The following is a 23,937-nucleotide window of genomic DNA, read 5'->3' on the forward strand; positions in this document are numbered from 1 at the left end:
CCCGTACTCTAAATCTTTATAAAGGTTTTGCAGAATCTAAGCAGCGCTTATGTTCTACGTGATACGCAAATTCATCCATGTAATGTTTCAACATGCCACGTACCGGCATTGCTGCTGCATCACCTAAAGCGCAAATCGTACGACCTTGAATATTGGCAGCTACGTCATTGAGCAAATCCAAGTCCTCTGGACGCCCTTCACCATGTTCAATGCGATGAACAATGCGCCATAACCAACCAGTACCTTCACGACATGGGGTGCATTGACCACAAGATTCTTCGTGATAGAAATAGGACAAACGCTCTAAGGCGCGGACCATACAACGGGACTCGTTCATCACAATCACAGCGCCAGATCCCAACATAGATCCTGCTTTTGCAATGCTGTCGTAATCCATAGTCAGATCCATCATCTGCACACCAGGAACAACTGGCGCAGAAGATCCTCCAGGAATTACAGCCTTCAAAGCTTTGCCATCACGCATACCGCCAGCAAGCTTTAAGAGCTCTGCAAATGGGGTTCCCAACGGAATTTCATAGTTGCCTGGATGAACTACGTCACCCGATACCGAGAATATTTTGGTTCCACCATTATTGGGTTTTCCAAGTTCCAAATAGGCCGGACCGCCGATGGCCAAAATGAATGGCACAGCGGCAAATGTTTCGGTGTTATTAATGGTTGTAGGTTTGCCATACAAGCCAAAACTTGCAGGGAATGGTGGCTTAAAGCGTGGCTGCCCTTTTTTACCTTCTAGAGATTCAAGCAAGGCTGTCTCTTCACCGCAAATATAAGCACCCCAACCTGGCGATGCATGCAACTGGAAGGAGAAATCGCTTCCTAGTATTTTGTCACCAAGGTATCCAGCAGCACGCGCCTCTTCAAGCGCCTCTTCGAAGCGAGAATACACATCCCAGATTTCACCGTGGATGTAGTTGTAACCAACCGTAATACCCATTGTATAGGCGCCGATGATCATGCCTTCGATCAAAGCGTGTGGGTTATATCGCATGATGTCACGGTCTTTAAAAGTACCGGGCTCACCTTCATCGCTATTGCAAACTAAATATTTTTGTCCCGGGAATTGACGGGGCATAAAGCTCCACTTCAAACCTGTTGGGAAGCCTGCGCCTCCGCGACCACGTAATGAAGAAGCTTTTAATTCGGCAATGATGGCATCAGGAGATACTTTGTCGTTAATTAAACGACGTAATTGTTGATAGCCCCCACGGCTTTCGTAATCCTTTAAACACCAGTTATCTCCATTTAATCCAGCGAGGATTAAAGGCTTGATATGGCGATCGTGCAAGCTGGTCATGCTACTTTCCCTTCTGCACGCAAATCACTCAATAAAGCATCGATCTTTTCTTTACTCATAAAACTGCACATGCGCTTGTCATTCACCAACATCACTGGCGAATCACCACAGGCACCCATGCACTCACCCTCTTTCAAGGTAAAAGTTCCACATGGGGTAGTTTCGTTGTAGCCAATACCTAAAGTCTCTTTAAGGTATGTTGCTGCAGTTTCACCATGGGTTAATTGGCATGGCAAATTAGTACAAATTACCAATTTGTATTTACCAATTTTCTTGGTGTTGTACATGTTGTAAAAAGTTGCGACTTCATCAACAGCAATACTTGGCATTTCTAAAATCTGGGCAACCGTTTCAATAACTTCAGGAGAAACCCAACCCACCTCAGTTTGAGCAGCAATCAAACAAGCCATCACAGCAGATTGCTTGTGCTCAGCAGGATACTTAGCGATATTGCGATGAATATCAGCCAGTGTTTTATCGGATAGTTGCAGAGTCGTAGTCATTAAATATTCCTTGGCACGCCTTATTAGCGGTCAATCTCCCCGAACACAATATCTTGGGTACCAATAATGGTTACTGCATCAGCCAACATGTGGCCACGTGACATCTCGTCCATTGCCGACAAATGCACAAATCCTGGGGCACGAATCTTCATGCGATAGGGTTTATTCGCGCCATCAGAAATTAAGTAAATGCCAAATTCACCCTTAGGATGCTCAACGGCTGAGTAAGCCTCGCCATCAGGAACGTGGATGCCTTCAGTAAATAATTTGAAATGGTGAATGAGCTCCTCCATATTAGTTTTCATATCCACACGCTTTGGTGGGGAAACCTTATGGTTGTCGCTCATGACAGCGCCTGGATTAGCCTTTAGCCAAGCCACACACTGCTTGATGATGCGATTAGATTGACGCATTTCTTCCATGCGAACCAAATAACGATCATAAGAATCGCCATTCACGCCAACTGGGATATCAAAATCTAAACGGTCATAGACTTCGTATGGTTGTTTCTTACGTAAATCCCACTCGATACCTGAACCGCGTAGCATCGGACCAGTGAAGCCGAGCTGCAATGCACGCTCTGGAGTCACGATACCGATATTCACCAATCGTTGCTTCCATATCCGGTTATCGGTTAAAAGGTTGCAATACTCGTCAACATTGGCATCAAAGCCATTAGTAAATTGCTCAATGAAGTCCAATAATGTGCCGCTACGGTTTTCATTCAAACGCTTAATGGCAGATGTACTGCGAATCTTGTTCTTGGTGTACTGAGCCATTTGATCAGGCAAGTCACGATATACGCCACCTGGACGATAGTAAGCAGCATGCATCCGTGCACCAGATACCGCCTCATACATATCAAAGATATCTTCGCGATCACGGAAAGCGTACAAGAAGACAGCCATCGCACCAACGTCCAGACCATGACAGCCAATCCATAGCAAATGATTGAGCAAACGAGTGAGTTCGTCATACATCACGCGAATGTATTGAGCGCGCAATGGAACATCAACCTGCAGTAATTTTTCAATGGCCATGACATAAGCATGCTCATTGGACATCATAGAAACGTAATCTAAACGATCCATATATGGAACGTTTTGGATCCAAGTACGTGTTTCAGCCAATTTCTCAGTAGCGCGATGCAATAAACCGATATGCGGATCGGCACGCTGAATTACCTCGCCATCGAGCTCAAGCACTAAGCGTAATACGCCGTGCGCTGCAGGATGCTGAGGACCGAAATTGAGGGTGTAGTTCTTAATTTGTGCCATGACTTAAACCGAACCTCCGTACTGCTCTTCACGAACAATGCGTGGAGTAATTTCTCGAGCCTCGATCGTGACCGGTTGATAGACAACACGTTTTAACTCTGGGTCATAACGCATTTCCACATTGCCGCTAATTGGGAAATCTTTTCTAAATGGATGACCGATGAAGCCGTAGTCAGTCAAAATACGACGCAAGTCTTCGTGACCGTCAAATAGGATGCCGTAGAGATCAAATGCCTCACGCTCAAACCAATTGGCCGCAGCCCAAACTGGTGTAATTGAGGCCACTAATGGGTAGCTATCATCAGGCGCAAAAACACGAACACGTAAACGCCAGTTGTGCTGCAAAGAAAGCAGATGACTTACAACACCAAAGCGCAGACCACTCCACGCTCCATCACGGAAATCTTGATAGTCAACACCACACAGATCAATCATTTGCTCAAAAGCAAGCGAAGGATCGTCACGTAACAACATGGCAGATTCAAAATAAGTGTCCGCATTAACAACTACAGTCACCTCACCCAATGCAATCTCAATGGATTTAGCTCGCTTACCTAAAACTTTTTCTAAGTTGGCCGCTAATTGAATTAAACGATCTGACATGATTTAAGCCTTCCGCGCAATCGTACTTGTACGAGCGATCTTGGATTGCAACTGAATAATTCCGTAGATCAAAGCTTCCGCTGTTGGAGGGCAACCAGGCACATAAATATCCACTGGCACAATACGGTCGCAACCACGGACAACTGAATATGAGTTGTGATAGTAGCCGCCACCATTTGCGCAAGAACCCATGGAGATAACCCAGCGCGGTTCTGGCATCTGGTCATACACTTTACGTAATGCAGGGGCCATCTTGTTGCACAAAGTACCTGCAACAATCATCAAATCGGATTGACGTGGAGATGGGCGGAATACAACGCCAAATCGATCCAAGTCATAACGGGAAGCGCCCGCATGCATCATCTCTACGGCACAACAAGCTAGACCAAAGGTCATAGGCCATAAGGAGCCGTTACGCGTCCAGTTAATTAACTGGTCCGCAGTGGTGGTTACAAAACCTTCTTTGAGTACGCCTTCTAATGCCATATCTATCACTCCCAGTCGAGAGCGCCCTTTTTCCAGATATATACAAATCCCACGATAAATTCCAAGAGGAAAATCACCATAGAGGCGTAGCCAAGCAATCCAATGTCACGAAGCGCTACACCCCATGGAAATAGGAATGCAGTTTCTAAGTCAAACAGGATGAAGAGAATGGCGATTAAGTAGTAACGCACGTCAAACTTCATACGCGCATCTTCGAAAGCCTCAAAACCGCACTCATAGGGAGAGAGTTTTTCAGCATCAGGCTTCGAAGGAGCCAAGATTTTTCCGAGGAACATGGGGACCAATCCCACCCCAATACCTACGAGGATAAAAAGCAGAACAGGAAAGTAATTAGCGAGATTCAAAATAGCCCTGATTCGTTTGTCTGGTAATTCCTAAAAACAACAAATTATTACTTATTCCACTACATAAGACATTGATTTAGAGCAAAAAACGCTGATCAATACCCTTTTTTGGTGCCGACGGCGAGACTCGAACTCGCACAGCCTAAGCCACTACCCCCTCAAGATAGCGTGTCTACCAATTTCACCACGTCGGCATCTTGCAAAACTCATCAATTCTACTGCATTGCACAAGTGCACTACCCCAAATTCTGGGCTAGAAAATCTGTAAAAGCCTACTCTTTTACTTAGGAACCGCTGGTTTACTTGGGTCCTGTGTTGGGGCTACTGGAGCGGCAGGCGTTGCTGCCGGGGCAACAGTTCCAGAGAGAACACCAGGACTTACTTCTTTCTTGTTGCCAATCCAAGTAATTCCTAAAGTACAAAGGAAGAAAACTGCTGCAAAAACAGCCGTTGTATGGGACAAGAAATTAGCAGATCCGCTAGCGCCAAAGAGGCTACCAGAAGAGCCCGAGCCGAAGGCTGCACCCATATCGGCACCCTTGCCTTGCTGTAATAGCACCAATAGAATGACAGCCAAAGCTGAAATTACCTGCAATACGATCAATAAAGTCTTAAACCATTCCACAGCTTATCTCCAAATAAAAAATTTATGCCTGACAAATGGCCAGAAAGTCTTGGGGATTCAATGATGCTCCCCCAACCAATCCACCATCTATATCTGGCATGGCAAATAATTCAACAGCATTGTCAGGCTTGACACTGCCACCGTACAAAATTCCAACGTGAGATGCAACATCCTCATTAAATTCAGCCAATTGCAGACGAATAGCACGATGCATATCTTGTGCAACTTGGGCGCTGGCAACTTTGCCTGTACCGATTGCCCATACTGGCTCATAAGCTATTAAGCAGTCAGCAAGCCGGTCTTGTAAAACACCCGTCTGCTTTGCAACCTGAGCACAAACAATCTCTTCCGCCCTACCTGAATTTCTTTCATCAGCAGTCTCACCAACACAAATCACTGGAGTCATCCCACTGTCCAACACCTCGAGGGCTTTAGCAGCAACGACCTCATCGACCTCCTGATGCATATGACGGCGCTCAGAGTGCCCAACGATGACATAAGTACAACCGAGCTCTTGGAGCATAGAAGCGGCAACTTCACCGGTATAAGCACCTGAACTATGGGCTGATGCGTCTTGTGCGCCTAGATTCAAAAAAGCCAAAGAATGCTCTTTAATTAACTGTGCGCATTGAGATAAATACGGAAATGGCGGGCAGACCGCATATTTACGTCCTGATGGCATGCCACTCTCCATGCCACGAGCAACGGTTTTGATCCAGTCCTGATTACTTGCAAGACTGCCATTCATTTTCCAATTGCCGATAACGATGAGTGGTCGCATAGGGATAATGAATATTTCTAAACTGTTAAAACAATTTTGCCAACGTGCTCGGATGACTCCATCAATGCATGAGCATCAGCCGCCTGATCTAGCGAAAACGTTTTATAAATGACTGGCTTCAGTTTGCCGGCATTGAGCAAAGGCCAAACATTCTCAAAAAGCTGCTTGGTAATTTGCTTCTTAAATGAAACTGGGCGTGGACGTAATGTTGAGCCGGTAATCGTTAAGCGACGGCGCAGAATCTGATTGGTACTAACTTCCGCTTTTGAGCCGCCTTGGATGGCAATAATCACAATGCGACCATCATCAGCGAGACAGTCAATTTCTTTTTGCACGTAAGCGCCGGTGACCATATCTAAAATAACATTGACACCCTTACCGTCAGTTGCCTTCTTCACTTCTTCTACAAAATCTTGCGTCTTGTAGTTGATAGCGAGATCAGCACCTAATGCTACGCATGCGGCACATTTTTCATCCGTACCAGCAGTTACGAATACTTTATGGCCCAAAGCTTTAGCAATCAGGATTGCAGTCACGCCGATACCACTAGAGCCACCTTGAACCAATAATGTTTCGCCTTCGGCCAATTGACCCCGCATAAAGACGTTGCTCCATACGGTATAAAACGTTTCAGGCAATGCTGCAGCTTCTTGGTCAGTAAACCCGTTAGGGTAAGGCAAGCACTGGGCTACAGGCGCAGTACACAAATCAGCGTAACCACCACCTTGAACGAGAGCGCAAACCTTATCACCCAGCTTTAAGCTAAAAACATTATCAGCATGAGCCAAATCGCCACCAACGATTTCACCAGCAACTTCAAGACCGGGAATATCAGATGCGCCAGCTGGAACCGGGTAATGCCCCTTACGCTGCAAAACGTCAGGTCGATTAATTCCAGCCGCCAGAACTTTGATCAGAATTTCGCCAGTCCCTGCAGCAGGAGCCGCTGGATCAGGGCGAGTAGTTGGCACCAGCATTTCTGGGGCGCCAAATTCCTTGATTTCAATTACGCGCATAGATACTCCCGAGGCTTCTTGCTTAGGCAGTTTCGTCAGATGCAGGAGCTGCTTCAACAGCAACGCCAGCTAAAGGAGCAATCGTGCCGCCTTCATCAGCCATCGCAGCTTTCAATGACAAACGTAAACGGCCACGCTCATCAGCAGCAAGCAATTTCACGCGAACCACTTGGCCTTCTGCCAAATAGTCTTTAACTTCTTTTACGCGCTCATTTGAAATCTCAGAGATGTGCAGTAGGCCATCTTTACCAGGAAGAATATTGACCAAAGCGCCGAATTCGAGCAACTTCACAACTGGGCCTTCGTAGATCTTGCCTACCTCAGCTTCAGCGGTGATACCTTCGATACGCGCTTTAGCTTCAGCCATACCCTCAGCGGAAGTAGAGGCAATTGTTACGGTACCGTCATCTTTGATGTCGATGCTGCAACCAGTTTCTTTAGTCAAGGCTTGAATTGTTGCGCCACCTTTACCGATTACTTCACGAATCTTGTCTGGATGAATCTTGAAAGAAACCATACGTGGAGCATGAGCTGACAATTCTGTACGAACTGAACCCATTGCTTCTTGCATTTTGCTCAAGATGTGCAAACGACCTTCTTTTGCTTGTGCCAAAGCCACTTGCATAATTTCTTTAGTAATACCTTGAACTTTAATATCCATCTGAAGTGCAGTAATACCGTTAGCAGTACCCGCTACTTTAAAATCCATGTCGCCCAAGTGATCTTCGTCACCCAAGATGTCTGTCAATACAGCAAAACGATTGCCGTCAAGAATCAAACCCATTGCTACGCCAGCAACGTGTGCTTTAACTGGAACACCAGCATCCATCATCGCCAAACAGCCGCCGCAAACAGAAGCCATTGAAGATGAACCATTGGACTCAGTAATCTCTGAAACCACACGAATGCTGTATGCAAAATCTTCAGCACTTGGCAGTACTGGAATCAATGCGCGCTTAGCTAAACGGCCGTGACCAATTTCACGACGCTTTGGGCTACCTACACGGCCAGTTTCGCCAGTAGCGAATGGAGGCATGTTGTAGTGGAACATGAAACGATCACGGTACTCACCTTCAAGGGCATCAATGATTTGCTCGTCACGTGCAGTACCTAAAGTAGCTACAACGAGTGCCTGTGTTTCACCACGGGTAAACAATGCAGAGCCGTGTGTACGCGGCAATACGCCATTGCGAATTTCAATCGGACGCACAGTACGTGTATCACGACCATCAATACGTGGCTCGCCGTTCAAAATCTGGCTACGAACAATCTTCGCCTCGATTTCAAACAGAATGTCGTTAACAGCTACCGCGTCAACATCACCCTCTTCTTGTAACTTAGCAACAACTTCTTTAGTAATTTCTTTGAGCTTGTCTGAGCGAGCCCCTTTTTGACGAATCTGATAAGCCTCGCGCAATGGCGCTTCAGCCAAAGCGGTAACCTTGGCAATAAATGGCTCATCTTTGGGAGCAGCTGTCCAATCCCACTCTGGCTTGCCAGCTTCAGAAACCAATTCGTTGATAGCGTTAATCGCAGTCTGCATTTGGTCGTGACCATATACAACTGCACCTAACATGACTTCTTCAGAAAGCTGGTTAGCTTCAGACTCAACCATCAATACAGCGGCTTGTGTACCAGCAACGATCAAATCAAGTTCGCTAGTAGCTTGCTCTGTACGAGTTGGGTTCAAGAGGTATTGGCCATTAGCATAACCAACGCGTGCTGCGCCAACTGGGCCAGCAAATGGAATGCCTGAAATAGCCAAAGCTGCAGAAGCCGCGATCAAAGCGGGAATATCAGAAGGAACATCAGGATTGATAGACAACACATGAACCACAACTTGAACTTCGTTCAAGAAGCCTTCTGGAAACAAAGGACGCAATGGACGATCGATCAAACGGGAGATCAACGTCTCACCTTCAGATGGACGACCTTCACGACGGAAGAAGCCGCCGGGAATCTTACCTGCTGCGTATGTTTTTTCTAGGTAGTCAACAGTCAACGGGAAAAAAGACTGGCCTGGCTTTGCAGACTTAGAGGCCACTACTGTGCCCATTACTACTGTGTCATCGACGTTAACAATAACGGCGCCACCAGATTGACGAGCGATCTCGCCCGTTTCCATAGTTACCTGATGATTACCCCATTGAAAACTTTTTACTGCTTTTTTAAACATTGTCATTCTGATCTTCTCCAAATTGTTCACACAAAACTCACATGAGAGTTGCGCTTGTCGTGGGATAAAGCAGTGTCACGACAACACTGGAGCGATTTAAGATCACAAGGGATGCCATTCCAGGGAGACTCTGAATCAACTTTCAGAAGCTCATTGGAATGACACAATCCCCTACACAAATAATCTTGAAGCGCCCAAAAAAACATGCCATCTGCTTAAGACTGAATCCGCGAAGAAACAACCCTAAGATAGATGGCATTGCATACCGATAAGAATTACTTACGGAGACCTAATTTCTCAATTAATGCGCGATAGCGATCCAAATCTTTGCCTTTGAGGTAATCCAAGAGGCGACGGCGACGTGAAACCATCTTCAACAAACCACGACGGCTGTGATGATCTTTAGCGTTAGCCTTGAAATGGGGGGTTAATTCATTAATGCGGGCTGTGAGCAATGAAACTTGAACTTCAGGGCTACCCGTATCGTTTGCGCTGCGCGCGTTATCTTTGACGATTTCCGCCGTTTTAATATCAGCAACTGCCATTTTTAATACTCCTTACTTGCGAACACTTGAGCTTTCACCCAATCTGTGTCGTGCGATTAACAAAATAAAACAAAAAAAGCTTTAAAAATCAAAGCCATCGAATTGTAGCAGAGCCGGCATGTATTTACCGGATTGCCCCATGGAACTTGTTATCCTGTAGACTAAGATTTATCCAAATAAATACACTTTTCCTTTAATAAACAATAACTTATAAAATATGTCCCCACTATTTCGCCCGCTTGTCACATTTCTCTGCATCGGATTTGGCCTTTTTCAACCTGCCTATGCCCAATTTGGATCCTTTTTTGGGCAAGACAAAACCGTTGCCGAGCAACGTCAGGATATTTTGATCAAAAACCAGGCAATTCTGAAGCAGCTTTATGAGGCGCAGCCAAAAGCAAAGGAGCTTATTGAAAAGTCAGTTGGCTATGCGACCTTTAGTAACTTCGGCATGAAAATTCTGATTGCAGGGGGCGGAACTGGTAGCGGCGTTGTGATCAACAAAGCAAATAAGAAGCCCGTCTACATGAATATGGCTGAAGTACAGGCTGGCTTGGGTCTTGGCATTAAATCGTTCCAAAATATTTTTATATTTGAAACCGAAGCTGCCATGAATGACTTTATTAACTCAGGTTGGACTTTCGGTGGCCAGGTAACTGCGGCTGCGAAATACGAAAAAGATGGCGGCGCATACCAAGACGCAACCGTAGTAGCTCCAGGAGTTTTAATGTACCAACTAACAGACTCTGGCCTTGCCGCTGAAATCACCGGCAAAGGCACCAAGTACTATAAGAACACTGACTTAAATAAGTAAATCTCTTTACAGATGACTCAATGATTAAGGGGTCATCTGTGCATTGAGCTTAGCTTGGGTAGGATCATGCAATTTATTCAAAGCTGATAAATAGGCTTTTGCAGAAGCGGCAATGATATCTGGGTCAGTTCCTACACCATTCACAATACGACCGCCTTTTGCCAAGCGCACAGTAACCTCACCTTGAGACTGCGTACCTGAAGTAATGGCATTGACAGAATAGAGCAACTGCTCAGCCCCACTCTTAGCAATCTCCTCAATTGCGTTCAAGCTGGCATCCACTGGACCATTACCCTCTGCTTCGGAGCTTATCTCTTTATCACCCATACGAAATGTCACACGTGATTTAGGTCGCTCACCAGTTTCAGAATGCTGACTCAATGAGATAAATTTATAGTGCTCACCCTCTTCTGCTGCCGCAGAATCAGACATGATGGCAATAATATCTTCATCAAATATCTCAGACTTTTGGTCAGCCAATGTTTTAAATCTGATAAAAGCTTCGTTCAAATCAGCCTCAGCTTCAACGGTGATTCCCAATTCTTGCAAGCGCTGTTTAAAGGCATTGCGGCCGGATAATTTGCCCAAAACAATTTTATTAGCTGACCAACCCACATCTTCAGCGCGCATGATTTCGTAGGTGTCGCGATTCTTCAAAATGCCATCTTGATGAATGCCGGAGGTATGCGCAAAGGCATTGGCACCAACAACGGCTTTGTTAGGCTGAACTACGAAGCCAGTAATTTGAGATACCAATTTAGATGCTGGAACAATCTGCGTTGCATCAATACCGCAGACCATATCAAAGTAGTCCTTGCGGGTCCGCAAGGCCATCACAATTTCTTCTAAGGCAGTATTACCTGCACGCTCGCCCAAGCCATTGATCGTGCACTCAATTTGACGGGCGCCGCCAATCTTTACACCCGCCAAGGAATTGGCAACAGCCATTCCCAAGTCGTTATGGCAATGCACTGACCAAACGGCCTTATCAGAGTTAGGCACGCGGGTTCGCAAGGTCTTAATAAACTCGCCATATAACTCGGGAGTTGCATAACCTACGGTATCTGGAATGTTGATGGTAGATGCGCCCTCGTTAATAACCGCCTCAACTACTCTGCATAAGAAATCCATTTCCGAGCGATAACCGTCTTCAGCTGAAAATTCAATATCTTCAGCTAAGTTACGAGCAAAACGAATGGAACGCTTAGCCTGCTCTAAAACCTCTTCTGGAGACATGCGTAATTTCACGGCCATATGCAATGGACTTGTTGCCAAGAATGCATGGATACGTTTTGCGTTTGCTGCTTGCAATGCATCAGCAGCTCGTGTGATGTCCTTGTCGTTAGCTCTAGCCAATGAACAAACAATAGAGTCCTTAACGGCAGCTGCAACTGCAGATATTGCCTGGAAGTCACCCTCCGAGCTAGCAGCAAAGCCTGCCTCGATCACATCTACTTTAAGACGCTCTAACTGACGCGCAATGCGTACTTTTTCGTCTTTGGTCATAGATGCACCTGGTGATTGCTCACCATCACGCAAGGTGGTATCAAATATGATTACTTTATCGCTCATCACTACTCTCCGGTTTTAAACAATTCTGAACTTCTTCAGATAACTCAAACTCATAAAACAAAAACCCCAGCAATTAGCTGGGGCTGGTATGTGGTGGTTAATGATTCTACTTTATCTCATTAACTCAGGCCTTACCCGCCCCAAGCCTTAGGCTTAGTGCTAGCAGAAGGAGGCCAGTTAAAGGCGAGAAATTCATCAACATGGAATTAATATACCCCAAAAATAGGGAATTAGCTAAAACGTTTACCGCTGAGACGCTCCCAGGCCCAAATTACATATCCAGAGATGGAATAAATCACAAATAAACCAAACAGCGTTAATGGCGGGTTTGAGGATATCAAGACAAAGGTCAGGATCATTAAAACCATTACGCCAAATGGCACGCGGTAACGAACATCCAAGGCCTTGCCGCTATAAAAGCGGGCATTTGAGACCATAGTGAGTCCAGCATAGACAGCGATAAAGAAAGCAACCCAAGGAATGGCTGTATCGCGAACTGGAATTTTGTTGTCATCAGCCAACCAAATAAAACCAGCCATTAAAGCACCTGCAGCAGGACTTGGCAGGCCTTGAAAAAATTTCTTATCCACTACACCGGTATTCACATTAAAGCGCGCCAATCGCAAGGCAGCGCCAGCACAGTATGTAAATGCCGCCAACCACCCCCACTTACCCAAATCTTTTAATGCCCATTCATAAGCGACCAATGCAGGCGCAACACCAAATGAGACCATATCAGCAAGAGAATCGTACTGCTCACCGAAAGCGCTTTGAGTGTTGGTCATACGTGCCACACGCCCATCCATGCCGTCCAATACCATTGAAGCAAAAATGGCGATTGCCGCAATCTCAAACTGGTGATTCATTGCATTCACAATGGCATAAAAGCCACAAAACAAAGCTGCGGTTGTAAAAGCGTTTGGAAGAAGATAAATGCCCTTGCTGCGTAGGCGGGGCTTTTGAGGATGCAACTCCTCAACTTCGTAATCAATACCATCACCTAAGTCTTCAGCCCATTGATCTTGTGAAGAAGTCAGACGTTTCTGAGAGAGGCGGCTACGGTCAATACGACCACGACGGCGAAATGTAGTCAAAGAATATCCCAGTGAATAATATTTCGAATTAATCCAAACCAGGCAAACGAGCCAAGGCTGTATTTGTTGCAAATACTTTATCGCCAACGCTCACTAGCGGCTCTGCAGTGAGCGGCAAATAAATGTCTACTCGCGAACCAAAACGAATAAATCCATAGCGCTCACCTGCTTTGAGGCGATCGCCAACATGAATGTAGCAAAGAATACGGCGGGCAATTAAACCAGCAACCTGGACTAAAGTAACTACTTGACCATTAGCATCGATAACAACGGCATTTCGCTCGTTCTCTGTAGATGCCTTATCCAAATCTGCATTCACAAATTTACCAGGGAAGTATTGAATCTCTTTCACCAAGCCATTTACCGCGCTTCGATTAGAGTGCACATTAAAAACGTTCATGAATACGCTGATTTTGAGCGCTTCACGGCCAGCATACGGATCATTGGTTTTTTCAACGACAACAATCCGGCCATCTGCTGGAGATAAAACAAGATCGCGACCTAAAGCAGGAATACGCTGTGGGTCACGAAAGAACTGCAGAACAAAGAAAAAAATGATCCAAAGAGGCCATGACCAAGCTATGCCACCTAAGTAGTGAACTAGCAAAGTCACTGCTCCCACTAACGCTAAATACGGCCAACCTTCTTTCGCAATAATGGGGTGCGGATACATCATCTTTGTTCTGAGCCTTTTATTGAAATGCTATTAGTAGATGCTTAGCTTGTAGCTTAGTTCTTAGTCTGATCAACTAACTTATTCTTAGCAATCCAAGGCATCATGGCGCGCAACTTAGCACCAACTACTTCGATGTCATGTTCAGCATTCAAACGACGACGTGAAATCAAAGTAGGCGCGCCTGCTTTGTTTTCCAGGATAAAGCTCTTGGCGTACTCACCAGTCTGAATATCTTTCAAGCACTGACGCATTGCATTTTTAGTGTCTTCAGTTACAACACGTGGGCCAGTAACGTATTCACCGTACTCAGCGTTGTTAGAGATGGAATAGTTCATATTAGCAATACCACCTTCGTAGATCAAGTCAACAATCAACTTGAGCTCATGCAAGCACTCGAAGTAAGCCATTTCAGGAGCGTAACCAGCTTCAACCAAAGTCTCAAAACCGGCTTTGATCAATTCAACTGCGCCGCCACAAAGAACAGCCTGCTCACCGAACAAATCAGTTTCAGTTTCTTCACGGAAGTTCGTTTCGATAATGCCAGCACGGCCACCGCCGTTTGCAGTTGCATAAGACAACGCAACATCACGAGCGGAGCCAGATTTATCTTGGTAAACAGCGATCAAATGAGGAACACCGCCACCTTGAGCGTATGTGCCACGAACTGTATGACCAGGAGCTTTTGGAGCAATCATGATTACGTCCAAGTCAGCACGTGGCTGAACTTGTCCGTAGTGAACGTTAAAGCCATGGGCAAACGCCAAAGCAGCACCTTGTTTGATATTGCCATGCACTTCTTTGCTGTAAACATCAGCAATTTGCTCATCTGGCAAGAGCATCATGACAACGTCTGCATCTTTAACCGCTTCGCCAACTTCTTTTACTGTCAAGCCAGCATTAGCAGCCTTGCTCCAGGAGGCGCCATCTTTACGCAAACCAACAGTAACGTTACAGCCTGAATCTTTTAGATTCAATGCGTGTGCGTGACCTTGTGAACCATAACCAATGATGGTGACTTTCTTGCCCTTAATGAGGGACAAATCAGCGTCTTTATCGTAAAAAACTTTCATGCTCTTTCCTTGTATTGAAAATGTAATTAATGCAGTAATCAGTTAAAAAAATTAAACCTTGAGGATGCGTTCGCCGCGACCAATTCCAGAACCACCCGAACGGACAGTTTCGAGAATCGAAGCGCGATCAATCGAATCAATAAAGGCATCCAACTTGGCACCATCGCCAGTTAACTCAATGGTGTAACTCTTATCAGTCACATCAATGATGCGACCGCGGAAGATATCAGTGGTACGTTTGAGCTCTTCACGCTCTTTACCTACCGCACGCACCTTAATCATCATAAGCTCACGCTCGATATGAGGACCTTCGCTTAAATCAAATACCTTCACTACTTCAACCAAGCGATTTAAGTGTTTAGTAATTTGCTCAATAACATCATCAGAGCCAAATGTGACGATAGTCATGCGAGATAAGGATGGATCCTCAGTAGGCGCAACGCTCAAAGTGTCAATGTTGTAACCACGCGCAGAAAATAAACCTACTACACGCGATAAGGCGCCCGGCTCGTTCTCAATGAGTACAGAAATAATATGTCGCATTAGAGATCCTCACTACCCAAAAGCATTTCAGTAATACCCTTACCTGCTTGAACCATAGGCCAAACGTTTTCTTCTGGGTCAGTCTGGAAATCCATAAACACCGTACGATCTTTTAGACGAATCGCCTCTTTGAGCGCGCCCTCAACATCAGATTTTTTCTCGATACGCATACCAACGTGACCATAGGCCTCTGCCAACTTTACAAAGTCAGGCAAAGAATCCATGTATGAGCTGGAATAACGCTTGTTATAGGTAAGCTCTTGCCACTGACGAACCATGCCTAGGTAACGGTTGTTCAAGGACACGATCTTCACTGGCGTGTTGTATTGCTTGCAGGTAGAGAGCTCCTGAATACACATCTGAATAGAGCCTTCGCCTGTGATGGCAAATACATCCTTATCAGGGAATGCTTTTTTGATACCCATGGCATAAGGCAAACCTACGCCCATGGTACCCAGGCCACCTGAATTGATCCAACGACGTGGCTGATCAAACTTATAAAACTGAGCGGCCCACATTTGATGCTGACCTACGTCAGACGTAATAAATGCATCACCACCAGTGAGCTCCCACAACTTTTGAACCACATACTGTGGCTTCACAATTTGTGAGGCTTCATCGTACTTCAAGCAATCTTTTTTACGCCACTCATTAATCTGATCCCACCAAGCGGCAACTTTGTCGCCATTCTTGCGTGGACCAGCAGCTTTCAATTGGGCGGTCATCTCTACCAATACTTCTTTGAGATTACCAACAATAGGAACATCTACTTTGACACGCTTCGAGATAACGGAAGGATCAATATCAATATGAATAATTTTGCGTGGATGACTTGCAAAGTGTTGTGTATTACCAATCACACGATCATCAAAGCGTGCGCCAATGGCAATCAACACATCACTGTGTTGCATCGCCATATTGGCTTCATAAGTACCGTGCATGCCGAGCATGCCCAAGAACTGAGGACTTGTGCCAGGGAAACCACCCAAGCCCATCAAGGTATTGGTTACTGGATAACCGAGTAAGTCAGCAAACTCTTTGAGCTCTGGAGCAGCATCAGAAAGGATCACGCCACCACCGGTATAAATGTATGGACGCTCTGCCTCTTGCAATAAAGCCACCGCTTTACGAATTTGACCGCTATGGCCCTTTACAACAGGGTTGTAAGAGCGCATTTCCAAAGTCTCTGGATAAACAAATGGTCCTTTGGCTGCAGATACGTCCTTAGGAATATCAATCAATACAGGACCAGGGCGACCTGTCTGCGCAATGTGGAATGCCTTCTTCAGAACCAACGGAAGATCTTTAACATCTTTCACGAGGAAGTTGTGCTTCACTACTGGGCGAGTAATACCAACGGTATCAGCCTCTTGGAAAGCATCTTCACCAATCGCGTATGTTGGCACGTTACCGCTGATAATCACCAATGGGATCGAATCCGTATAGGCGGTTGCAATTCCAGTCACCGCATTGGTAACACCTGGGCCAGAGGTAACTAATGCAACGCCAACCTTACCGGTTGCGCGCGCATAACCATCGGCAGCATGAACTGCTGCTTGCTCATGGCGAACCAAAATGTGTTCGAACTTATCTTGTTTAAAAATTTCATCGTAGATAAAGAGAACGGATCCACCCGGGTAACCCCAGACAAATTCAACACCCTCCTTGTGCAGTGCATGCACGAGCATTTCAGCACCAATCATTTCTGGAGGCGCCTCTACGAGATATGTGTTTGCTGTATCTTTGTTAGCTTTAGTAGCTAAAAATTCGGCGCTGCTTGTATTCATTTTCTTTCGTCCTTTGCAATTTTCGGCAAAAAATTGTTTGGTCTGCTCTATCTCTTGCTTTTGGCCTGAGTTCGAACGGCGCTGCTACCGGAAAAAACCACTTCTTGAATGAGATTCTAGGTAGTAAGCCCTATATTCTATAGCAATCCCCTAAAATGACTCAATTCTTACAGATTCAGGTCTAATCCATTGCATGGCATCAGCCCAAGAACTATCCGACTTTCTCAGTAGTGTTGAGCAGCGCGCTTTTAAGCAGGCTGTTTACGCCGTGCGTGACGATGATGCTGCGATGGATATCGTGCAAGACGCCATGATCAAATTAGCCGAAAAATACGGTGATCGACCAGCAGGAGAGCTTCCCTTAGTATTCACCAGAATTCTGCAAAACCGGATTCATGATTGGTTTAGAAGGCAAAAGGTTAGAAATACCTGGGTCACCTTGTTTTCCAATATGGGCAAAAAGACCGATGAAGGCGATGATTTTGACCCCTTGGAGTCCCTTTCAGCCCCTGATGACAGTGAAATTCACCAAGATGGGGCGCATAAGCTTGAAAAAAGTCAGCTTTTACAGGCCCTTGAGTCAGAAATATCTAAATTGCCTGTACGTCAACGAGAAGCCTTCCTGATGCGTTATTGGGATGAGCTAAGCATTACTGAGACGGCCAAAGCAATGAGTTGCAGTGAAGGAAGCGTTAAAACGCACTGCTCTAGAGCCACCCAGACATTAGCTAAAGCATTGAAATTAAAAGGAATTACGCTGTGAAACACTTTGATGACCAACTTACCCAGACTCAAGTCGACCAATTTGGCCAGGCTAGCGCTGCCCTGCTTCGTCAAGGTACTCAGAGCATTCCCAAGCACCTAAAAGATCGTCTATATGCAGCACGTATGAAGGCCCTTTCAGTTAGAAAACCAGAGAAAGTACGCATTCAAAAACAAGTTTTAGCTGGTTCATCGCGTAATTGGACCTCTGGATCTAATACTCTCTGGGATACCGTAGGCTGGATTGCTCCTTTGGTGGTCCTCGTATTTGGCCTGATTGGCATTGCCCAGTGGCAAGATGATTCTCGTATTAATGACATCGCAGAAGTTGATGCTGCTCTTTTGTCTGACGATGTGCCTCCTGATGCATATGCAGACAGTGGATTTATGGCCTTCCTCAAAAACGGCTCTCTCTCCGAACCTGATAGCCAATCCGACTTAGTACGCAGTAAATAATCTTGACTTGTTTGATGTTTATGAGAACCAGAACATGTCAAGTTTGTGGCGCAGCCCTAGTGGCGTTTTTCTGCGCCACTCAGGTGAGCCCAGCACTAGCACAAGGAGTGCCTAGCGCCCCGCACGGAAAGGCTACGGCCATTCCTGAAAAAAAACCTGATGGCACTTGGGATGGTTTAAAGCCGGTGCAACAGCAAATTCTTGCGCCGCTAGAAAGCGACTGGGATTACATGTTGCCCGATAGTCGCAAAAAATGGATTCAGGTTGCCAACATTTACCCCAAGATGAGCACTCAAGATCAAGAGCGCCTACAATCCCGCATGACAAGTTGGTCAAATCTTTCACAAAAAGATCGTCGCATTGCTCGCGAAAACTACCTCACCAGCCTAAAATTCCCTGCCGAGAAAAAAGCAGAAGCATGGTATGCCTACCAAAAATTAAGTGATGAGCAAAAGAAGAAGTTAGCTGAATCTGAACTCAAGAAAAAGCCTACTGCCGCTAATGCCCCGACACTTCAGCAGCATCCTATTTCACCTAAGGTTGCCCTCCCCGCCGCCGTCATTGCTCCAAGCACACCTGCGCCAGCAGAAGGTACTGGATCTAATGCAGAAGCCGGCTCTCCTTATTAAGCGGTCGCATGACACCTGCTGAATTAGACGCCTTACCCTCACCTCAATTTTGGCGACGAGTGTCTTGCTGCCTCTATGAACAGCTCGTATTACTCGGCGTCATTGCATTTACTTTTCTAGTCCCTAATCTTTGCTTAGGGATGCTATTTGGTATCTCATTACCCGGCTGGCTGACATTTTTATATCTCTACGCCGTGCTGGGGATTTATTTTGCTTGGTACTGGACTAACTCTGGTCAAACTCTCGCCATGCAAACATGGCGGGTTCGCCTTGTAGGACGGGGCGGTTTCAATCTCACTAAACGACAAGCCTTTTGGCGTTATGTCTATGGCTCGCTCTGGCTTATTCCTTGCGTACTATTGCAATGGGCATTTCATTTAGAGAAATGGCAAATCATTGAGATGCTATTTACCGTAGCTTTGTTAATTTGGCCGCTCAGTATTTATTTAGATCGTCAGAGTTTTCTATATCGACAAAGCCTTCCAGACCGTTTGGCTGCCACACGATTGGTTGAGCTACCAAAAAACCTCGTTACCTTGAATTAACAGCTGCATCTTGATTTTCTAAATCAGGCTTCTCGTAAACATTCCACTGCAGTCGCCTTCTGAATTTTTCTCTGAAAGCGATATCCAGATGCAAGGCAAGCGCAAATTCCAAATGCGACACCCATTAATATGGCTTCACCAAAGGCATTAAATGGAATCTCCATCACAAAATAGCCCAAAGCCCAAGCTGCAGCACCAGAGGCTAGGCCTGCTAGGAGCCCTGCTATCAAGCCAATCATGACTAATTCAATATTCGCAATCTTAGCTAAGGTATTTCGAGAGGCGCCCAAAGCTTTTAATAGAGCCGCATTTTTATAGCGCTCATCTTGCGTGGCTGCGATAGCTGACATTAAAACCAAGAACGCTGCTGCAATCGTAAATGCCAATAGCAAACCCAATACTGAGGAGAGCTTATTCAATACCTCCTGTATTTGTTGCAGCGAGGCTGAGACATCCACAATAGTTAAATTGGGATAGGCTTGGCTTAGATCGAAATCCAAAGATTCTTGTTTGGGCGATTGGTAATAAGAGGTAATCCAAGATTGCGGCAATGATTGCAACTGAGCAGGCGGCATGATGACAAAAAAGTTCACGCGCATGGAACCCCAGTCAAGCTTTCGCAAGGAGGTAATTGGGGCAACAATTTTTTCTCCGGCAACCTCAAAGGTTAACTGATCGCCCAAATTCAGCTTCAAGGTTTTAGCGATGCCGGTTTCCATCGAAATCTGCGGCGCATCGCCCACAATCCACTTGCCCGTTAGGATTTGATTGCCTGATGGCAACTGGTCGGTATAGGATAAATTGAACTCTCGATCAATTAAACGCTTTGCATTTTCTTCTACATAGTCGTTAGGCGTGATGTCTTTGCCATTCACCTCAATCAAGCGGCCACGCACCATTGGATAAAACTGCGGAGCTGAAACGCCTGCATTCTGAAGAGACTCTGTAAGCCCCCGCCTCTGATCATCTTGAACATTAATCATGAAGCGATTAGGCGCATCACTCGGTATGTTGCCTTGCCAAGCGCTTAAGAAATCAGCTCGCAAGAGCAGCACCAATAAGAGCGCCATCAATGCAATACCGAGCGCTGTAATTTGCACCACCGCAAGACCTGCTCTTCGCCCTTGAGCAAGAGTAACAAATCCCAGAGAAAAACCTTGGGTGCGTATCCTGCAAAGCAGCTTTAAGATTCCCCAAGATACAGAGGCGAAAAGGATGATGGAAACTCCAAAACTCAAACTTGTCCATAAGGCAAGCTTCCAATCACGTGCTGCAAGCATAATCAATATCAATGCCGCGGCCAATCCACATACAGCAGTCCAAATAGTGGAAATGCCGATGCCATCAAACTCTTTTCTAATCAATCTAATTGGGGATACCTTTACCAAACTGAGTATTGTTGGGCCAGCAAAACCAAATAATATGAACCAAGCTACCAGCACACTCCAAAGGACAGGTCCAAAAGAGACGGGCGGTAATTCAGTGAATACTAGATTTCCCAAGAGAAGAGTTAAAACCTGCTGCCCAAGGTAACCCAAAATAGAGCCCATCATTGCAGCGATAAAACCAAGTGCTAGAAGAGTCTGTCCTTGTCGCCTAAGGATCATGGTGGAACTGGCTCCAAGACATTTCAAAACAGCGCAGGAATTCGCCTGTTTGCGTGTATAGCGATGAGCCGATAAAGCTATAGCAACAGCAGCTACCATCGCAGTCAATAAAGCAATCAAGGAAAGAAAATGATCTGCGCGCTCAAGTGTTTTGCGCATCAGGGGTTGCGCATTCTCCAGAGTTTCAATGCGAATACCCTTAAGACTCTCGGACTCAATATATTGACTTGCCCATTCGCCATAAGAATGAATTTGCTCATCAGAACCAGCCAATAACAATCTGTAGGTTACTCTGCTACCAAGGCCAATGAGTCCTGTATCAGCAAGATCAGACATGGGCATCATGATTCGAGGTGCAAAGTTCATAAACCCGGCCCCACGATCGAGTTCACGCTCTAAAATTCCGTCAATCACAAAGACTTTTAGACCAAGCTGAATAGAATCGCCTTCATTTGCATGTAGGCTTGCTAACATGGCGGGGTCAACCCACACTGCTCCTACCTTAGGTCCGGCAGTCAATATCTTGTTTTGGGACTTGGATTGCACGCGCAAAGCGCCACGCAGAGGATATTGAGGGCTTACCGCCTTAATTGAAGCGAGTTTACTGTGTGAACCCACAGTTGCCATACTCGGAAACACAATCGTCTGAGCTTGCTGTAGACCTCCATTCTTAGCCTTGTCTAAAAAGAGATTAGGTAAAGGCTGATCAGAAACAATCAGCAAGTCGGAAGCTAGGAGTTGGCGAGCATCGAATGCAAATGCCTTTTGCATTCGATCCGCTAAAAAACTGACGCTAGATAGGGCTGTTACCGAAAGAGTTAAAGCAACGAATAGCCAAGCTAACTCGCTTGAACGCAACTCACATCTCAAACCACCCAAGAAACGAAGAAATGATTTAATCAAATTGCCTGTATTTGTCCGCCATCAATACGCACGACGGTACCAGTAATAAATGAGGCATTTTGGCTAGCTAAAAATGCAGCGGCATCACCATACTCCTTGGGATCGCCATATCTACCCATTGGAATTTGTCTTAAGCTAGCTTTAACAACATCTTCATAGCTGGTGCCTTCCCGCTTTGCACGCGCTTCATCTAACTGACGCAGACGATCGGTTGCAATTCTTCCAGGCATGATGACATTAACAGTAATACCTTCGGCAGCCACTTCTGCAGCCAATGTTTTCGACCACCCAAGCAAGGCTGCGCGAAGAGTATTAGAAATGGCTAAATTTTTAATTGGGGCAATAGCACCTGAAGTGGTGCTAGTAATAACACGACCCCACTTACGCTCGCGCATGCCAGGCAATACACGATCCGTAATGGCAATGAGCGATAAAACCATATCGTTAAAACTCTTTTGCCAGAGCGCGGGATCTTGACCGGCTGCTGGTGTTGGCGGTGGTCCACCAGTGTTATTAATCAGAATATCGATGGGGCCAAGTTCTCTCTCCACTTTTGAGACCAAGCTATCAATCACTGAAGAATCAGATAGATCCCAATTAAGTGCCAAAGCCTGTCCGCCTACAGCTTCAATCAATTTGACGGACTCACTCAAGCCCTCAGCATTTCTACCAGTAACAGCTACCTTTACACCCTCTTTGGCCAATGACACTGCCATTGCCTGACCCAAGCCACGGCTAGAAGCCATCACTAACGCAACCTTACCTTTTAACCCTAAGTCCATCTCGTCTCCAAAAACTAATTTTTTATATTTTTAATCTAACTGCAATTTCTGCTTGGCAACCACCTCTTTGTAAACGGTGTACTCGGCTTTAATTTCTTTTGCAAACGCTTCAGAACCATTCACATTAATGATTGAGCCGGTATCTTCAATACGCTTCTTAACCGCAGGATCGGTCACTACTTTTTGTAAAGCAGCGGTATATTTGTCCACGATATCTTTTGGCATTCCTGCAGGGCCCAATAGACCGTAATAAGCCATGCGATTAACTGGTGCTAAACCCACTTCAGCAAAAGTGGGCACATTCGGCAATTGAGCTAAGCGCTTAGGTGCAGCCACCACAATCGGCACTAGCTTACCGTCTTTAATGAATGGCAAGGACGATGGCAAGTTGTCAAAGATCATCGAAACCTGACCGCCCACTGTGTCGGCTAACGCAGGACCAGCTCCACGATAAGGAATGTGCACAATAAATATCCCAGTCAAACTCTTGAAAAGTTCGGTTTGAAGATGCCCAATGCCACCAGTGCCAGAGCTTGAATAAGAATATTTTCCAGGATTAGCTTTCAAAACCTGCATAAAGGTTTTGAAATCCTTTGCCGGGAATGATGGATTTACTGCAATGATGTTTGGTGTCGCAGCAATATTGCTGATGGCCGTGAAGTCCGTAATGGGATCGTAGCCAATCTTTGGGTTAATCGCTGGATTAGCTGCTGTGGTAGAAACGGTAGCCATACCAATGGTGTAACCATCTTTCGGTGAGCGCATGACTTCCAATGCCCCAATAGAGCCACCACCACCTGCTTTATTTTCGACAATTACCGGTTGACCTAGCTGACGACCCAAAGCATCCCCAACAGCTCGCGCAATGATGTCTGTACTTCCACCGGGCGCAAATGGAACGATTAAGCGAATAGGTTTATTGGGGAAAGTATCTGCGTGTGCCGGGGCAAGTACGCTTGCGGCAATCAGTAATGTTGCGCCAACGATTTTGATCATACTTACTGG

General features: G+C 45.8%; 25 protein-coding genes and 1 tRNA gene. 5 read left to right on the top strand and 21 right to left on the bottom strand.

Going from position 1 to position 23,937, the window contains the following annotated elements:
* Positions 1 to 16: 16 nt before the first annotated feature.
* From nuoF to rpsO, 12 genes are all read right to left on the bottom strand, one after another.
* Positions 17 to 1,315 (bottom strand): NADH-quinone oxidoreductase subunit NuoF, encoded by a 1,299-nt coding sequence (gene nuoF / locus ICE90_RS06935; RefSeq protein WP_216191676.1) that lies wholly within the window; start codon positions 1,313 to 1,315, stop codon positions 17 to 19.
* Positions 1,312 to 1,818, bottom strand: coding sequence for an NADH-quinone oxidoreductase subunit NuoE (gene nuoE / locus ICE90_RS06940; protein WP_216191678.1), 507 nt, complete (start codon positions 1,816 to 1,818; stop codon positions 1,312 to 1,314). The genes nuoF and nuoE overlap by 4 nt, the downstream gene beginning before the upstream one ends.
* A 23-nt stretch (positions 1,819 to 1,841) precedes the next feature.
* Positions 1,842 to 3,095 (bottom strand): NADH-quinone oxidoreductase subunit D, encoded by a 1,254-nt coding sequence (locus ICE90_RS06945; protein WP_215319870.1) that lies wholly within the window; start codon positions 3,093 to 3,095, stop codon positions 1,842 to 1,844.
* A 3-nt stretch (positions 3,096 to 3,098) separates the two neighbouring features.
* Complete coding sequence (locus ICE90_RS06950) at positions 3,099 to 3,698, bottom strand: NADH-quinone oxidoreductase subunit C (RefSeq protein WP_215319872.1); 600 nt, start codon at positions 3,696 to 3,698, stop codon at positions 3,099 to 3,101.
* 3 nt (positions 3,699 to 3,701) lie between these two features.
* A complete protein-coding gene (locus ICE90_RS06955; protein WP_011902891.1) occupies positions 3,702 to 4,184 on the bottom strand; it encodes an NADH-quinone oxidoreductase subunit B family protein in 483 nt (160 codons plus the stop codon).
* A gap of 5 nt (positions 4,185 to 4,189) precedes the next feature.
* Positions 4,190 to 4,549, bottom strand: coding sequence for an NADH-quinone oxidoreductase subunit A (locus tag ICE90_RS06960; protein ID WP_216191680.1), 360 nt, complete (start codon positions 4,547 to 4,549; stop codon positions 4,190 to 4,192).
* Between the two features lie 109 nt (positions 4,550 to 4,658).
* Positions 4,659 to 4,743 (bottom strand) — tRNA-Leu (locus tag ICE90_RS06965).
* 86 nt (positions 4,744 to 4,829) lie between these two features.
* Complete coding sequence (gene secG, locus ICE90_RS06970; RefSeq protein ID WP_215319874.1) at positions 4,830 to 5,174, bottom strand: preprotein translocase subunit SecG; 345 nt, start codon at positions 5,172 to 5,174, stop codon at positions 4,830 to 4,832.
* 22 nt (positions 5,175 to 5,196) lie between these two features.
* On the bottom strand, positions 5,197 to 5,955 hold the full coding sequence (gene tpiA / locus ICE90_RS06975; RefSeq protein ID WP_216156029.1) for a triose-phosphate isomerase: 759 nt from the start codon (positions 5,953 to 5,955) through the stop codon (positions 5,197 to 5,199).
* Between the two features lie 17 nt (positions 5,956 to 5,972).
* Positions 5,973 to 6,971, bottom strand: a complete 999-nt coding sequence (locus ICE90_RS06980) for an NAD(P)H-quinone oxidoreductase (RefSeq protein ID WP_215319878.1) — start codon at positions 6,969 to 6,971, stop codon at positions 5,973 to 5,975.
* Between the two features lie 22 nt (positions 6,972 to 6,993).
* The gene (pnp, locus tag ICE90_RS06985; protein ID WP_216191682.1) at positions 6,994 to 9,153 is read right to left on the bottom strand and encodes a polyribonucleotide nucleotidyltransferase; all 2,160 of its coding nucleotides are present in this window, start codon (positions 9,151 to 9,153) and stop codon (positions 6,994 to 6,996) included.
* Between the two features lie 269 nt (positions 9,154 to 9,422).
* Positions 9,423 to 9,692 (bottom strand): 30S ribosomal protein S15, encoded by a 270-nt coding sequence (gene rpsO / locus ICE90_RS06990; protein ID WP_011902897.1) that lies wholly within the window; start codon positions 9,690 to 9,692, stop codon positions 9,423 to 9,425.
* A gap of 217 nt (positions 9,693 to 9,909) precedes the next feature.
* Between rpsO and ICE90_RS06995 the strand changes: the two genes are divergently transcribed.
* A complete protein-coding gene (locus ICE90_RS06995) occupies positions 9,910 to 10,506 on the top strand; it encodes a YSC84-related protein (protein ID WP_216191691.1) in 597 nt (198 codons plus the stop codon).
* 24 nt (positions 10,507 to 10,530) lie between these two features.
* Here ICE90_RS06995 and ICE90_RS07000 read toward each other — a convergent pair whose 3' ends face one another.
* The 6 genes from ICE90_RS07000 to ICE90_RS07025 form a co-directional block, all read right to left on the bottom strand.
* Positions 10,531 to 12,078, bottom strand: coding sequence for a 2-isopropylmalate synthase (locus ICE90_RS07000; RefSeq protein WP_216156037.1), 1,548 nt, complete (start codon positions 12,076 to 12,078; stop codon positions 10,531 to 10,533).
* A gap of 230 nt (positions 12,079 to 12,308) precedes the next feature.
* A complete protein-coding gene (gene pssA, locus ICE90_RS07005) occupies positions 12,309 to 13,172 on the bottom strand; it encodes a CDP-diacylglycerol--serine O-phosphatidyltransferase (protein ID WP_215319886.1) in 864 nt (287 codons plus the stop codon).
* A gap of 28 nt (positions 13,173 to 13,200) precedes the next feature.
* Complete coding sequence (locus tag ICE90_RS07010) at positions 13,201 to 13,848, bottom strand: phosphatidylserine decarboxylase (RefSeq protein WP_215319888.1); 648 nt, start codon at positions 13,846 to 13,848, stop codon at positions 13,201 to 13,203.
* Positions 13,849 to 13,901: 53 nt separating this feature from the next.
* On the bottom strand, positions 13,902 to 14,918 hold the full coding sequence (gene ilvC, locus ICE90_RS07015; protein ID WP_046329933.1) for a ketol-acid reductoisomerase: 1,017 nt from the start codon (positions 14,916 to 14,918) through the stop codon (positions 13,902 to 13,904).
* A 51-nt stretch (positions 14,919 to 14,969) separates the two neighbouring features.
* Entirely contained in the window at positions 14,970 to 15,461 is a 492-nt protein-coding gene (gene ilvN, locus ICE90_RS07020) for an acetolactate synthase small subunit (RefSeq protein WP_011902903.1), read from the bottom strand.
* The gene (locus tag ICE90_RS07025; protein WP_216191692.1) at positions 15,461 to 17,248 is read right to left on the bottom strand and encodes an acetolactate synthase 3 catalytic subunit; all 1,788 of its coding nucleotides are present in this window, start codon (positions 17,246 to 17,248) and stop codon (positions 15,461 to 15,463) included. The genes ilvN and ICE90_RS07025 overlap by 1 nt, the downstream gene beginning before the upstream one ends.
* A 193-nt stretch (positions 17,249 to 17,441) precedes the next feature.
* Here ICE90_RS07025 and ICE90_RS07030 point away from each other — a divergent pair, with 193 nt between their 5' ends.
* The 4 genes from ICE90_RS07030 to ICE90_RS07045 are packed head-to-tail and all read left to right on the top strand — an operon-like array spanning position 17,442 to position 19,640.
* Positions 17,442 to 18,011 carry an RNA polymerase sigma factor gene (locus ICE90_RS07030; RefSeq protein ID WP_215319892.1) on the top strand — a complete coding sequence of 190 codons (570 nt, stop codon included), beginning with the start codon at positions 17,442 to 17,444 and terminating at the stop codon, positions 18,009 to 18,011.
* Complete coding sequence (locus ICE90_RS07035) at positions 18,008 to 18,466, top strand: DUF3619 family protein (protein ID WP_215319894.1); 459 nt, start codon at positions 18,008 to 18,010, stop codon at positions 18,464 to 18,466. Before ICE90_RS07030 ends, ICE90_RS07035 begins: the two co-directional genes overlap by 4 nt.
* Before the next feature lie 20 nt (positions 18,467 to 18,486).
* Positions 18,487 to 19,095: a DUF3106 domain-containing protein gene (locus tag ICE90_RS07040; RefSeq protein WP_255533324.1), complete on the top strand. Its 609-nt coding sequence runs from the start codon at positions 18,487 to 18,489 to the stop codon at positions 19,093 to 19,095.
* An 8-nt stretch (positions 19,096 to 19,103) separates the two neighbouring features.
* Positions 19,104 to 19,640: an RDD family protein gene (locus tag ICE90_RS07045; RefSeq protein ID WP_216191694.1), complete on the top strand. Its 537-nt coding sequence runs from the start codon at positions 19,104 to 19,106 to the stop codon at positions 19,638 to 19,640.
* A gap of 23 nt (positions 19,641 to 19,663) precedes the next feature.
* Here the strand turns inward: ICE90_RS07045 and ICE90_RS07050 are convergent, their stop codons facing one another.
* Genes ICE90_RS07050 through ICE90_RS07060 form a run of 3 tightly spaced genes read right to left on the bottom strand, consistent with a single transcriptional unit; the run spans position 19,664 to position 23,928 of the window.
* Positions 19,664 to 22,150, bottom strand: a complete 2,487-nt coding sequence (locus ICE90_RS07050) for an ABC transporter permease (protein ID WP_216191695.1) — start codon at positions 22,148 to 22,150, stop codon at positions 19,664 to 19,666.
* Entirely contained in the window at positions 22,147 to 22,932 is a 786-nt protein-coding gene (locus tag ICE90_RS07055; RefSeq protein ID WP_216191696.1) for an SDR family oxidoreductase, read from the bottom strand. The genes ICE90_RS07050 and ICE90_RS07055 overlap by 4 nt, the downstream gene beginning before the upstream one ends.
* Positions 22,933 to 22,962: 30 nt before the next feature.
* Entirely contained in the window at positions 22,963 to 23,928 is a 966-nt protein-coding gene (locus tag ICE90_RS07060; protein ID WP_216863851.1) for a tripartite tricarboxylate transporter substrate binding protein BugE, read from the bottom strand.
* Between the last annotated feature and the right edge of the window lie 9 nt (positions 23,929 to 23,937).

The organism is Polynucleobacter sp. AP-RePozz3-80-G7 (assembly GCF_018882145.1).
Lineage (GTDB): Bacteria > Pseudomonadota > Gammaproteobacteria > Burkholderiales > Burkholderiaceae > Polynucleobacter.